A 13,112-nucleotide genomic window follows, 5' to 3' on the forward strand; every position below is an offset into this window, starting at 1 on the left:
CCCCCGGGAACAGGCCTGACGAAAGGATGACCGAACCGGAACGCCCCGCCAGGCGCCCTTGTGCCCGCCGACGCGAAGGTTTTGGGTGGTCGGGTCGACGCCGGCCGGGAGCGGCGAAGCTCCGGGCCGGTGACATGGTGGAATCACGAGAGGATCCCGACATGTCCGATTCTGCGGGCGGCTGCGCCGAGCCGCGTACCGCCGTCACCGAAGCCGAGGTGGAAGCCCTGGTACGGGGCATCTGCTTCAAGACCGGACCGCCGCGCCTCCTCGGTGTCGAGGTGGAATGGCTCGTCCACGAGCTGCGGGACCCGCGGCTCGCCGTGTCACCCGAACGACTCGAAGCGGCCTACGCCGCTCTGCGGACCGTGCCTCTGAGGTCGGCGCTCACCATCGAGCCCGGCGGCCAGCTGGAGCTGAGCTCGCCACCCGCCGCCTCCCTGATGGAGTGCGTCGGTACCGTCTCCGCCGACCTCGACGCCGTCCGCGCGGTGCTGCGCGAGGACGGTCTGGTCCTCGTCGGCCTCGGCCACGACCCCTGGCACGCCCCCCGCCGGTTCCTGCGCGAACCGCGTTACGACGCCATGGAGGCCTGTCTCGACCGCACCGGCCCCGCCGGCCGGGCCATGATGTGCACCTCCGCCTCCGTGCAGGTGTGCGTGGACGCAGGGTACGAGGAACCGGGCCCGCTCGGCCATGTACGGCGTTGGTGGCTGGCGCACCAGCTGGGCGCGGTCCTGGTCGCCGTGTTCGCCAACTCCCCCGTCGCCGGTGACCGGCCGACCGGCTGGCTGTCCACCCGGCAGCTGCGCTGGGCGCAGATCGGCACCGGCCGGGCGGGGGCCCCCGTGCTGGACGCCGACCCGCGCGGCACCTGGGCCCGGCACGTCCTGGACTCGCCCGTGATGTGCGTACGGCGCGACGGCGGGCCGTGGGACGTGCCCCGGGGGCTCACCTTCCGGGAGTGGGCCAGGTCCGGCACGCCCAGGCCGCCGACCCGGGAGGACCTCGACTACCACCTCACGACCCTGTTCCCGCCGGTGAGGCCGCGCGGTCATCTGGAACTGCGCATGATCGACGCACAACCCGGTGACGACGGCTGGATCGTGCCGCTGGCCGTGGTCGCGGCGCTGTTCGACGACCCGGAGGCCACCGAGACCGCCTACCGGGCGGTGAAGCCGCTGGCCGAGCGGGCCCACGGCATGCCCGCGCCGCACAATCCGCTCTGGCGGGACGCGGCCCGCGGCGGACTGGCCGACCCGGAGCTGCGCGAGGTGGCCGCCACCTGTTTCGCGGCGGCGCTGCGCGCCCTGCCCCGGCTCGGCGCCACCACCGAGGTGGTCGACGCGGTCGGGGCGTACCGGGACCGCTATGTCGCCCGGGGCCGCTGCCCGGCCGACGACTCGCTCGACGAACTGCGTGCGGCGGCCCGCGGCGCGCACCCCCGCCCCACGCACCCGCACGGGAAGGACACCCCCTCATGACCGACCCCGCCCTCGACGCCGAAGCCCTGCGCGAGCGCGCGGTCGCCTCGCTGATCACCGCACGGGACCGCACCACGCTGCTCACCAGCTGCGTCGACGGGCCCGACCTGACCGCCCAGCACTCGCCGCTGATGTCGCCGCTGGTGTGGGACCTCGCCCACATCGGCAACCAGGAGGAGCAGTGGCTGCTGCGGGCCGTCGCCGGCCATGAGGCGATACGGCCCGAGATCGACACCCTGTACGACGCCTTCGAGCACCCGCGCGCCGAACGCCCGAAGCTGCCGCTGCTGCCGCCGGAGGAGGCCCGCCGGTACGCGGCCGACGTGCGCGGCCGGGCGCTGGACGTGCTGGAGGCCGCCGCGTTCCACGGGACGCGGCTGACCGAGGCGGGCTTCGCCTTCGGGATGATCGCGCAGCACGAACAGCAGCACGACGAGACCATGCTGATCACCCATCAGCTGCGGAGAGGGCCGCAGGCGCTGACCGCCCCGGATCCGGAGCCGGTGCCGCTGTTCACGGGCCCGTCCGAAGTCCTCGTCCCGGGCGGCCCGTTCACCATGGGCACCTCGGACGAGCCGTGGGCGCTGGACAACGAACGGCCCGCGCACCGGCGCGAGGTGGCACCCTTTTGGATCGACACCACTCCGGTGACGAACGCCGCCCACCAGGCGTTCATCGAGGACGGCGGCTACGACGAGCCCCGCTGGTGGACCGCCGAGGGCTGGGCCCACGTCCGCCGCAACTCCCTCACCGCGCCGCTGTTCTGGCGCCGGGACGGCGGGCAGTGGCTGCGGCGCCGGTTCGGTGTCACCGAGGTGGTGCCGCCCGACGAGCCGGTGCTGCACGTGTGCTGGTACGAGGCCGACGCCTACGCCCGCTGGGCCGGGCGCCGGCTGCCCACCGAGACGGAGTGGGAGAAGGCGGCACGGTACGACCCGGCCAGCGACCGTTCGATGCGCTACCCGTGGGGCGACGCCGAGCCCGCTCCCGAGCACGCCAACCTCGGTCAGCGGCATCTGCGTCCGGCGCCCGCCGGAAGTTATCCGGCCGGTGAGTCGCCGCTCGGGGTGCGGCAGTTGATCGGCGACGTGTGGGAGTGGACGGCGAGCGACTTCCTGCCGTACCCGGGGTTCACGGCGTTCCCGTACAAGGAGTACTCGGAGGTGTTCTTCGGGCCGGAGCACAAGGTGCTGCGCGGCGGTTCGTTCGCCGTGGACCCGGTGGCCTGCCGGGGCACGTTCCGCAACTGGGACCTGCCGGTCCGGCGGCAGATCTTCTCCGGGTTCCGCACGGCCCGCTCGGAGGACGTCTGATGTGTCGCCATGTGGCCTATGTGGGGCCCGAGGAGCCGCTGGGCGAGCTGCTCGTGAAGCCGCCGCACGGTCTGTACCGGCAGTCCTGGGCGCCCCGGCGGCAGCGGTACGGCACGGTCAACGCCGACGGCTTCGGTGTGGGCTGGTACGCCGAGGGTGATCCGGTGCCGGCCCGCTACCGGCGGGCCGGACCGGTATGGGCGGACCTGTCGTTCGCGGATCTCGCCCGTGTCGTACGGACCCGGGCGCTGCTCGCGGCCGTACGGGACGCGACCCTGTCGGGTGCCGACGCGGAGGCCGCGGCGGCGCCGTTCGCCGCCGGGGCCTGGCTGTTCAGCCACAACGGGGCGGTGCCGGGCTGGCCGGGCTCGCTCGCGCCGCTGGTGCCGGCCCTGTCCGCCGAGGACGTGCTGTCGCTGGAGGCCCGTAACGACTCCGCGTTCGTGTGGGCCCTGGTGCTCGCCCGGCTGCGGGCCGGTGACGAGGAGGGGCAGGCGCTGGCCGACACGGTCCTGGAGGTCGCCGCGGCGGCCCCCGGGGCCCGGCTCAACCTGCTGCTCACAAGCGGCGACACCGTCACCGCGACCGCCTGGGGCGACACGCTGTGGTACCTCACCCGGGCCGGCGGCGGCACCGTCGTGGCCTCCGAGCCCTACGACGACGACCCGCACTGGCGCGAGGTCCCCGACCGCACCCTGCTCGCGGCGAGCCGTACGGATGTCCTGCTGACCCCGCTCAAGGAGCCCGGCGACGCCCTGACGTCCGCCGACGCGCCCGTACCTTCGAGGGAGCCCCTTCCGTGAGTCCGTTCCGTCTCACCCGCACCCTGCCCGAGGACGCCACCGACGCCGCCCTGCGCGCCGACGTTCGCGAGGGCCTGACCGGCAGTCCGAAGACGCTGCCGCCGAAGTGGTTCTACGACGCGCGCGGCAGCGAACTCTTCGAGGAGATCACCGCGCTGCCCGAGTACTACCCGACCCGCGCCGAACGCGAGATCCTGCGCGCCCGCGCCGGAGGGATCGCCGCGGTGTCCGGTGCCCGCACCCTGGTCGAACTGGGCTCCGGTTCCTCGGAGAAGACGCGGCATCTGATCGACGCCCTGACCGGGCTGCACACCTACGTCCCCGTCGACGTCAGCGAGAGCGCCCTCACCCTGGCCGGGCAGGCGCTGGCCGCCGAGCGGCCGGGACTGGACGTGCACGCGCTGATCGCCGACTTCACCGCCCGGCTGACCCTGCCCGACACACCGGGACCGCGGCTGGTGGCGTTCCTCGGCGGCACCATCGGCAATCTGCTGCCTGCCGAGCGTGCCGCGTTCCTCGCCTCCGTCCGCGCCCTGCTCGCCCCGGGTGACGCCCTGCTGCTGGGCACGGACCTGGTGAAGGACGAGCAGGTGCTGGTCCGGGCGTACGACGACGCGGCCGGTGTGACGGCCGCGTTCAACAAGAACGTCCTGACCGTCGTCAACCGGGAGCTGGGCGCCGATTTCGATCCGGACGCCTTCGACCATGCGGCGCTGTGGGACGCCGGGCACGAGTGGATCGAGATGCGTCTGCGCTCCCGTACCGCGCAGACGGTGAAGATCCCCGCCCTGGGACTCGCCGTGGACTTCGCGGCGGGCGAGGAGCTGCGCACCGAGGTGTCGGCGAAGTTCCGCCAGGACGGAGTGCGCGAAGAACTGGCGGCCGCCGGGCTGGAGTTGGCCCGGTGGTGGACGGACGAGGAAGGGCGGTTCGCGCTGTCACTGAGCGTCGCGCGCTGACGGGAGCGCCGCGTCGCCCCAGGTCCTGTCGTCGGATTCCCGCCGTCCGCCCGGAGGGCGGGCCCTGCGGCGTCACGTGCGTGCTCCCGGCGTGCGCCGGGCCCTGATCCTCGTACCGGACGTACCCGGGCCGGGGCCCGGTGCGGCGAGAGGGCGTGCACGGCGTCGTGGGGCAGGCGGGAATGTGACGACATGGCCCAGAAGGCTGATGAAGATCTTGGGTTCTGGCCGCTGAAGTCAGTAACTGGCCCACGGTGCCGCTTGACACGACGCGCAGTCGCCGCCAGCAGATGAGTGCGGGATTCTAATCCTGGCTTCAGGTTGATCGGGAACAATGAGCGGCAAAAGCGTCGACTGGAAGGGGGCGGGCCGGCGTGCGGATCATGATCGCGGATGATGAAGTGGCCATCCGTGAGTCGCTGGAGCGGGTGCTCCAGGTCGAGGGTTACGACACCAGCACCGTCGCCAACGGTCTCGCCGTGCTCGACGGGGTCGGTGGGGTCGGTGGGGTCGGTGGGGTCGGTGGGGTCGGTGGGGTCGGTGGGGTCGGTGGTGACACGCTGGATCTGCTGATCCTCGACGTGATGATGCCCCGCCTCGGCGGGTTGGAGACCTGCCGGCGGTTGCGGGCCGCGGGTCGGGATCTGCCGGTGCTGATGCTGACCGCCCGTGACCAGGTCTCCGACCGGGTCACGGGGCTGGACGCGGGCGCCGACGACTACCTGCCCAAGCCTTTCGCCACCGAGGAGCTGCTGGCCCGGGTGCGGGCCCTGCTGCGCCGGCGCACGCCGACCGACGGGGAGTCGCAGATCCTGTCGTTCGCCGACGTCCGGCTCGATCCCGACAGGTTCGAGGCGTGGCGGGGCGGGCGGCCGCTGCGCCTGACCCGGACCGAGTTCTCCCTCCTGCAGGTCCTCATGCGCAACGCGACCCGGGTCTTGACCCGCGACGCGCTGTTCGAGGCGATCTGGGGCTTCGACATGAGCGCCACCGCCAACAACCTCCAGGTATACGTGAGCTACCTGCGCCGCAAGATGGAGGCCGAGGGTGAGCCGCGATTGATCTACACGCTGCGCGGCCTGGGATACACGTTGCGGGAGACTCCTCCGTGAGCAGGCCCGCCGGCCGGGAACCGCGCCGGCTGACCCGATGGTGGCGCCGGCGGTCCCTGCGGACCAGGCTGACGGTGATCGCGGCGACGGCCATCGCGGTCAGCGTTTTCGTGGCCTTCCAGGTGGCCAGCGAGCTACTGGACCGGGAGCTGCGGGACACCGCCGAGAATCAGCTACGCGCCGACTCCCGCGTCCTGGCGACGACCGCGGAGCGCGCCGGTCTGGCGCGGGTCCAGCTACCGCCGTATCCCGGATCCGGTCGGCTGGTGCGGGTCATCCTGCCCGACGGCTCGACCCGGACGCCGGCCGGCCAACCCGCGCTGCCCCCCGTCAGCGAGCACGCCGGGCGCGTGGCGCAGGGCGCGTCGGCCGACCTGATGGAGTCGAACGACAGCGAAGAGGGCTACCTCATCTACACGCTGCGGGCGGGCGACGGCGCGGTTCAGGTGGCCCACGTCGCCGACGACAGCCCGATCAACCGGTTCGGGTTGGGCATGCTGCTGATCGGGCTGCTCTGCGTGGTCGGCGGCGCCCTTGTCGGGCGGACCGTGGCGCGGACCGGGCTGGCACCGATCGACCGGCTGACCGCCGCCGCGGTACGTGTCGCACACACCCGGGATCTCGACGCCGACATCCCGGATGAGGGCGGTGGGGAGATCCGGCGGCTGATCCGGTCGATCAACGACATGCTCGCCGCGCTCCGGGACTCCCGGCGGGCCCAGCGGCTGCTCGCCGAGGACGCCGCCCACGAGCTCAAGACCCCGCTGACCAGCCTGCGCCTCAACGTCGAACTGCTGATCCGGCTGGATCGGCGCGGCACCCTGGACAGCGCACTGCCGGCGGAGAGCCGGACCCGGCTGCTCAACGATCTCGGCGCCCAGGTGGCCGAGTTGAGCACCCTTGCCGCCGAGCTGACCGACCTGGCGCGCGGTGACGTCAGCGACGAGAACACCGAGCTGCTCGACCTCGCCGACGTGGTGGTGGCCGCAGCGGCCCGGGCGCGTTCCCGCGTGCCCGACATCGAGGTCGCGCTCGACGTGACCTCCATGTGGGTGAGCGGGCGTCCCGCTGCCCTCCAGCGGGCGGTGCTCAACCTCATCGACAACGCCGGCAAGTGGTCCCCCGCGGACCAGCCGGTCCAGGTCCGGCTCCGTGCCGAGGGCGCGTCGGCGGTGCTCGAGGTCGACGACGCCGGGCCGGGCATCGACGCCGCCGACGTACCGCGGGTGTTCGACCGGTTCTACCGTGCCGACAGCGCCCGGGCGTTGCCGGGATCCGGTCTGGGGCTGTCGATCGTGCAGCGGGTCGTCGACGCCCACGGCGGCCGGGCCACCGTCGCCCGCTCCGCACGCGGTGGCGCGCTGCTTCGGGTCGACCTTCCGGCCGCTGCCCCGCCCGCCCCGATCGCGCGGCTCACCGCCGGGGAGGACACCGCGGTGCGCTGACCCGCCCCGGCGGCGCGGCGCGGGACAAGGGACGGCGGCCCTCGGGCATGGCCCCGCGCGGCTCACCGTCGGGGCAGGACGCCGCGGTGCGCCGACCCCACAGCCCCGGCGCGTGGCGCAGGACCAAAGGGCGGCGACCGTCGGGCCGATGAAAAGATCCGGGACGGGCCTGGGTCCCCGTCCCGGATCTCGTCCGTGCCGCCGCGCTCACTGTTGCAGCGCGGGCTCCTTCTCGTCGGCGAGCGGCTGTTGACCGTCCGGCAGCTCCGCCACTGGACGGGACAGCCGGCTCGGCCACCAGATCCGCCGGCCGATCAGCAGGGTGAGGGCGGGCACCAGGACCGACCGCACCAGCAGGGCGTCGAGCAGCACGCCGAAGGCGACCAGGAACCCGACCTCGATCAGCATCACCAGTGGAAGTGTGGCGAGGACCGCGAACGTGGCCGCCAGGACCAGGCCTGCCGAGGTGATGACGCCACCGGTAGCGGAGAGGGCTTTGAGCATGCCCTCTCCGGTGCCGAGGCGCACGGTCTCCTCCCGGGCCCGGCTGGCCAGGAAGATGTTGTAGTCGACGCCGAGCGCCACCAGGAACAGGAATGCCAGCAGCGGCACCGAAGAGTCGATACCCTTGAACCCGAGGATCGTGTCGAAGACGAACACGCTGCCGCCGAAGGCCGCGGCGAATGAGACGATCACGGTGGCCATCAGGACCAGCGGGGCCAGGATCGCGCGCAGCAGCAGCCCGAGGACGATCAGGACGACGGCGAGCACCAGCGGGATCACCAGCTTCTCGTCGCGCTTGGTGGTCACCTCGGTGTCGAGGTTCTCCGCACTCGGCCCGCCGACGATCGCCTCCGCCCCGCTCACCGCGTGCACGGCGGTGCGCACCCGCTTGATCGTGTCGTACTCCGCGACGGTGTCCGGCGCGTCCTTCGGGAACACGGAGATGTTGGCCCAGCCACCGCTGGTCTGCTCCGGGACGGCCTGGGCCACACCGCGAGTGTCCTTGACGATGTCGAGCACCCGCTCCTGGTGCGTCGGCCGCGTGAAGATCGTCATGGGCTGGCCCCCGAGCTCCGGGAAGTGCTGGCGGAGAACGGTGAAGCCGGTGACCGACTCCGGCGCGGACAGGAACTGGTCCTGCTCCCGCAGGTTGCCGGTGTTGCCCGCCAGCCCGAGGGCGAGCACGCCGAGGACTCCGAGCGAGCCGAGCGTCGCCACCCACCGGCGGCGGCTGATGGCGGTGCCGAGCCGTCCCCACAGCCCCGGCTTCTCCTCCACGGCCGTGCTGAACCGCGGGACGGCCGGCCAGAAGATCCTCCTGCCGAGCACCACGAGCACCGCCGGGAACAGCGTCAGCATGGCCACCAGCGCGCACAGGATGCCGGCCGCGCCGATCGGGCCCAGCCCGCTGGTGCTGTTCAGGTCGGCGACGAGCAGGCAGAGCAGGCCGGCGACCACGGTGGCCGCGGACGCGACGATGGCCGGCGCCGCGCTGCGCAGCGCGTGGACCATCGCGACCCGGACGTTCTCGTGGTGGTGCAGTGCCTCCCGATATCGAGCGATGAGCAACAGCGCGTAGTCCGTGCCGACGCCGAATACCAGGATCGTCAGCAGCGCCGAGTTCTGGTCGTTGACCACGATGCCGAAGCCCTTGACGAGCAGGTAGACGGTCCCCATCGAGGTCAGTGCGGCCGCGCCGACGGCCACCAGCGGGATGATCCACAACACCGGGCTGCGGTAGGTGAGGATGAGCAGGAGCGTGACGACGACGATGGTGGTGAGGAGGACCTGCACGTCGATGCCGTCGAAGACGGCATCCATGTCGCCGTCGATCGCGCCCGGGCCGGTCACGTCGAGTTCCAGACCGGAGGGGCGGTCCTTCGCCGCGTCACGCAACGGGCCGACGATGTCCTCCGGCGCGCCGTAGGTCGTGCTCACCTCGAGGGTGAACATCATCGCCTTGCGGTCGGCGGAGGGGATCGTCGGTGAGCCCTCGTCGTCCTCGCCGGCCGCCGCCGTCGCCTTCGGCGGGTACCGCTTGGCAAGGGTGCTGTAGTGGCGCTCGACCGTCGCGCGGTCGGCGTCGGTCATGCCGCCGGCGCGGTGGTACACGAAGACGAACTCGCTGTCGTCACCGTCGGGGAGACTGTCCTCCAGTACCGCGACCTTGGTGGACTCGGCGCTGGCCGGCAGGGTGTCTACGGCGCTGTCGGTGGTGACCGAGCTCAACTTTCCGCTCAGCGGCACCATGCCCACCGCCAGCACCAGCCACAAGCCAATCACCAACCACGGCACCCACCGGCCTGCCAACCGACCGGCCGGCGCTTCCCCGGACGGCGCTGCGTTGACTGCCATCACTAGCCTCCTATATACGGGTTACATCGCTGATCTGATGCCTACTTCCTAACGAGCGAACCTGAGACGACCCTTAGTAGGACTCCGTTAGGTTCCGTCTCCTTGGTCAGCGTCGGGTCCAGATGAGGATGCCCGCGAGGTGGAGTGCGGCCTGGTAGGCGATCGCCGGCTTGTCGGTTCGTGTGGCCAGGCCGCGCCACTGCTTGAGGCGGTTGATGCACCGCTCGACGGCGTTCCGCTGTTTGTAGGCCTCGCTGTTGAAGCCGGGCGGACGGCCACCGGGTCGGCCTCGCCGCTGGCGGTGGCCGACTTGGCCGGACGGTTGTCGGATGACCGCACGGATGCCCCGGCGTCGCAGACGACTGCGGATGGCGCGGGAGGAGTACGCACGATCGGCCAGACGGCCAAGGGCCGGGTCCGGGGTCTGCCAGAGCGGTGCGGGGCACGCGGATGCGGGACATCACCGTCTCGAACGCGGGTGCGTCACCTGCCTGGTCTGCGGTGACGGTGACGGCGAGGGGCCGTGCGCGGCCGTCTGCGGCGGCCAGGTGGACCTTGGTACTCAGCCCGCCGCGGGAACGTCCGATCGCGTGATCGGCGGGCTCGCGAAAGCGGACCGTCCCCTTTACGTGCTCCGGCGGCGTGCCGGTGGGCCCGGACGACGGTGGAGTCCACCGACACCGTCCAGTCGATGTCGTCGTCGGCGGCCGCCGCAGTCAGGACGGCAGCGAGGAGCATCTCCCAAGTGCCGTCGACGGCCCATCTGATCAGCCGTTTGTGGGCGGTCTGGAACGAGCCGAGCTCGTCGGGCAGGTCCCGCCAGGGAGAGTTGGTGCGGTGCTTTCACGCGATGGCCTCAGGAGTGCGCCGGTGGTCAGCCCATCGCCGCCCGCGGACCGGATCCGCCGGCATCAGCGGCTCGATCCGGTCCACATCGCATCGGTGATCACTGATCGGACAGACGCATCCGATCAACTGACCAACCCATCAAAGAGACACGCGCTAGAAGACTCATGAAGATCTTGGGGTTCTGGCCCCGCCGCGTGAGCGGCGGGGCCAGACTCGTTTTGCGGTGATGGGGGAATGGGCCGGGGAGACGGTCGGGCCGGATGTGTGGGAGACCTGCCGGGAGTTGATCCCGGCGGGGGGTGTGTTCGCGTTCTTGGCCGAGCATCGCGGTGCGCTGTTCCCGGCGGAGATGTTCACGGACATGTATCCGTCGGCGAACGGGCGGCCGAGTATGCCGCCGCGATCACGCTGCAGTCCCTGCACGGGCTGTCCGGCCTCCGGCCGGACAGCCCGTCAACAAGATCTTCATGAGTCTTCTCGGCTGTGAGGCGCCGTCGCCTGAAGCCGGCCTGATCCAAACGACACCCCCTAGTCGAAGGCCAGCGCCCCGGTGATGCGGCGCGCGGCGCGCTCGGCCTCGGTGGCCGGGTCGGCCCCGGTGAGCACCTCGGTCATGTACTCCTTGATCGGGTTGTCCGCCTCGACCGCGGCCCACTGGGGTGTGCCGGGGGTCGCCCGGCCCTGCGCGGCTCCGGCCGCCATGGCCGCGACCCCCTCCTCCCCCGCCACCGACTCGGCGAGTTCGGCCTTGTTGGGGACGTAGTTCATCGTGCGGGCCAGGTCGGTGTTCCACCGGGCGCCGGTGAGCGCGGCGACGACCTCGATGGCGCCCTCCCTGGTGCCGGTCTTGGCCGGAACCACGAGGTCGGAGCCGCCGGTGAAGACGGCACCGGGCTTGCCGACGGTCCTGCCGGGGACGGGGAAGTAGCCCAACTCGTCCTCCAGACGCGGGTTCTGCTTGATGATGGCGCGCGCCAGCCCCGGTACGGCCACGATCTGCGCGACCTTGCCCTGCGCGAACACGCCTGCCTGCGCCGGGTGTTCCTCGTCGGCGTCGACCGGTCCGTCGCCGAGCGCCTGGAGCCGGCGGTAGAAGTCCATGCCGCTCAGCGCCGCCGGGCTGTCCAGCGTGCCCCGCCAGACGCCGTCCCGTTCCTTGGCGAGGTCTCCGCCCTCCTCCCAGATGAAGCCGGCGAGCGTGTACCAGTCCTGTCCGGCGAGGTAGATGCCCTGGTTGCCGCCGGTGTCGAGCTTCTCGGTGAGGGTGAGCCACTCGTCGCGGGTCTTCGGCGGGGTGGTGACGCCGGCCTGCCGGAAGAGGTCCTTGCGGTAGATGACGACGCGGTTGGCCGCGTACCAGGGGATGCCGTACTGCTGGGAGCCCCACTGACCGGGTTCGGCGAGGCCGGGCAGCCAGTCGTCGCGGCCCCAGTCGCGCATGGACTCCAGGGTGAGGTCCAGCAGTCCGTCGCCCTCCGCGTACGTGGCGACCTGGGTGTTGCCGACCTCGATGACGTCGGGACCGTCCTCCTCGTCCGTCTCCAGTGCCTTCTGCACCTTCTCGCCGATGCCGGTCCATTCCTGGATGCGGATGTCGAGGTCGAGTGCGGGGTGCTCGCGCTCGAACTCCTCGGTGAAGCGGTCCAGGTACTCCTGCGAGGCGCTGTGCTGCATCAACCACACGGTGACCGTGCTCCGTTCGGCGTCACCGGGCATCAGGCCACAGCCGCCGAGCAAGGAGGCGGACACACAGACGAGGGCGAGCAGACGGCGTTTCACGAGGGGTCCTGTTTCTGTCTGACGGACAGGGCGGGGCCCGACGTGGGGGCGAGCGGAGCTCGGGCGGGTGACCAGCATCTTGGTATGGACCAATGCATAGGTCAAGGCCGTCAGGCGAACGGGGCCGACGCCTCGCGCTCCGCCGCGGTGTGGGGCACGGTGGAGTGAGGCGAGAGGAGCACTTGTATGTCGAATCACACCTACCGGGTCACGGAGATCGTCGGCACCTCGCCCGACGGCGTCGACCATGCCGTACGCAACGGCATCGAACGCGCCTCACGGACACTGCGCAATCTGGACTGGTTCGAGGTGACGCAGGTGCGCGGCCAGATCGAGGACGGGCAGGTCGCGCACTGGCAGGTGGGGCTGAAGGTCGGCTTCCGGCTGGAGGAGTCGGACTGATCCCGGCCCGGGTCAGGTCCGCCCTTCGCGCTCCTGCGCGTCCTTCAGTTCGCCGGACGGGTCCGTCCAGCGGGCGAGGACGACGGTGAAACCGGCCCGCCGGGCGTCCTGGCAGACCAGCTCGTCGTCGTCCACGAGCACGCGGATGTCGCGGGTGCGGGCGAGGCGGCGCAGGATGGCCAGCTTGGTGTGGCGGGCCGGCCGACGGTCGGCGTTGCCGCGCATGTGCACGTCCCCCTCGGGCAGCTCCTGGGCGGCGATCCAGTCCAGCGTGTCGCGCCGGCAGCGCTCGGGCCGCCCGGTGAGGTAGACGATCTCGCACTCCCGCGCACGCTCCCGGAGCAGGGCGATGCCCTCGGCGAGCGGGGGGTCCTGCGGCGCGGCGGCGAAGAAGGCGTCCCAGTCGCGCGGCCTGCGCTCCAGGAAGTGCTGCCGGTGCGCCGTGTCGGCAAGGGTGTTGTCGAGGTCGAACACCGCCAGCGGCGGTTCGTTGCGGTCGGTCACACTGCCGAGCCTAGGGTCTGTTGCGAAAGTGGATCTTGTTCGTTCATGATCATGTCCCGTGGGACGTGGGGATCTGACGAACGGCCAGTGGGCCCGGCTTGAGC

Annotated in this window: 10 protein-coding genes and 2 pseudogenes; 8 read left to right on the forward strand and 4 right to left on the reverse strand. The window is 71.8% G+C overall.

Annotated elements, in window-relative coordinates; translation table 11 throughout:
- The first annotated feature begins 161 nt into the window (after positions 1-161).
- The 6 genes from egtA to ACH4VX_RS31770 all read left to right on the forward strand — a co-directional run bounded on the left by egtA (position 162) and on the right by ACH4VX_RS31770 (position 7,116).
- On the forward strand, positions 162-1,484 hold the full coding sequence (gene egtA / locus ACH4VX_RS31745) for an ergothioneine biosynthesis glutamate--cysteine ligase EgtA (protein WP_398372277.1): 1,323 nt from the start codon (positions 162-164) through the stop codon (positions 1,482-1,484).
- The gene (egtB, locus tag ACH4VX_RS31750) at positions 1,481-2,797 is read left to right on the forward strand and encodes an ergothioneine biosynthesis protein EgtB (RefSeq protein WP_398372279.1); all 1,317 of its coding nucleotides are present in this window, start codon (positions 1,481-1,483) and stop codon (positions 2,795-2,797) included. The genes egtA and egtB overlap by 4 nt, the downstream gene beginning before the upstream one ends.
- Complete coding sequence (gene egtC / locus ACH4VX_RS31755) at positions 2,797-3,600, forward strand: ergothioneine biosynthesis protein EgtC (RefSeq protein WP_398372280.1); 804 nt, start codon at positions 2,797-2,799, stop codon at positions 3,598-3,600. The genes egtB and egtC overlap by 1 nt, the downstream gene beginning before the upstream one ends.
- Entirely contained in the window at positions 3,597-4,559 is a 963-nt protein-coding gene (gene egtD / locus ACH4VX_RS31760; RefSeq protein ID WP_398372282.1) for an L-histidine N(alpha)-methyltransferase, read from the forward strand. The genes egtC and egtD overlap by 4 nt, the downstream gene beginning before the upstream one ends.
- Positions 4,560-4,933: 374 nt before the next feature.
- Entirely contained in the window at positions 4,934-5,671 is a 738-nt protein-coding gene (locus ACH4VX_RS31765; RefSeq protein WP_398372284.1) for a response regulator transcription factor, read from the forward strand.
- The gene (locus tag ACH4VX_RS31770) at positions 5,668-7,116 is read left to right on the forward strand and encodes an ATP-binding protein (RefSeq protein ID WP_398372286.1); all 1,449 of its coding nucleotides are present in this window, start codon (positions 5,668-5,670) and stop codon (positions 7,114-7,116) included. Before ACH4VX_RS31765 ends, ACH4VX_RS31770 begins: the two co-directional genes overlap by 4 nt.
- Before the next feature lie 207 nt (positions 7,117-7,323).
- Here the strand turns inward: ACH4VX_RS31770 and ACH4VX_RS31775 are convergent, their stop codons facing one another.
- Positions 7,324-9,474 carry an MMPL family transporter gene (locus ACH4VX_RS31775; protein WP_398372288.1) on the reverse strand — a complete coding sequence of 717 codons (2,151 nt, stop codon included), beginning with the start codon at positions 9,472-9,474 and terminating at the stop codon, positions 7,324-7,326.
- A gap of 106 nt (positions 9,475-9,580) precedes the next feature.
- Positions 9,581-10,409, reverse strand: a pseudogene (locus ACH4VX_RS31780) (IS5 family transposase).
- A 140-nt stretch (positions 10,410-10,549) separates the two neighbouring features.
- Here ACH4VX_RS31780 and ACH4VX_RS31785 point away from each other — a divergent pair.
- A pseudogene (locus ACH4VX_RS31785) lies at positions 10,550-10,755 on the forward strand (IS5/IS1182 family transposase); the annotation flags it as partial.
- A 96-nt stretch (positions 10,756-10,851) separates the two neighbouring features.
- Here ACH4VX_RS31785 and ACH4VX_RS31790 read toward each other — a convergent pair.
- On the reverse strand, positions 10,852-12,102 hold the full coding sequence (locus tag ACH4VX_RS31790) for an extracellular solute-binding protein (protein WP_398372290.1): 1,251 nt from the start codon (positions 12,100-12,102) through the stop codon (positions 10,852-10,854).
- 186 nt (positions 12,103-12,288) lie between these two features.
- Here ACH4VX_RS31790 and ACH4VX_RS31795 point away from each other — a divergent pair, with 186 nt between their 5' ends.
- Positions 12,289-12,504: a dodecin gene (locus tag ACH4VX_RS31795; RefSeq protein WP_398372291.1), complete on the forward strand. Its 216-nt coding sequence runs from the start codon at positions 12,289-12,291 to the stop codon at positions 12,502-12,504.
- Between the two features lie 12 nt (positions 12,505-12,516).
- Here ACH4VX_RS31795 and ACH4VX_RS31800 read toward each other — a convergent pair whose 3' ends face one another.
- Positions 12,517-13,008, reverse strand: a complete 492-nt coding sequence (locus tag ACH4VX_RS31800) for a hypothetical protein (protein WP_398372293.1) — start codon at positions 13,006-13,008, stop codon at positions 12,517-12,519.
- Between the last annotated feature and the right edge of the window lie 104 nt (positions 13,009-13,112).

The organism is Streptomyces sp. NPDC020731, from assembly GCF_044334705.1.
Classification (GTDB): Bacteria; Actinomycetota; Actinomycetes; order Streptomycetales; family Streptomycetaceae; genus Streptomyces.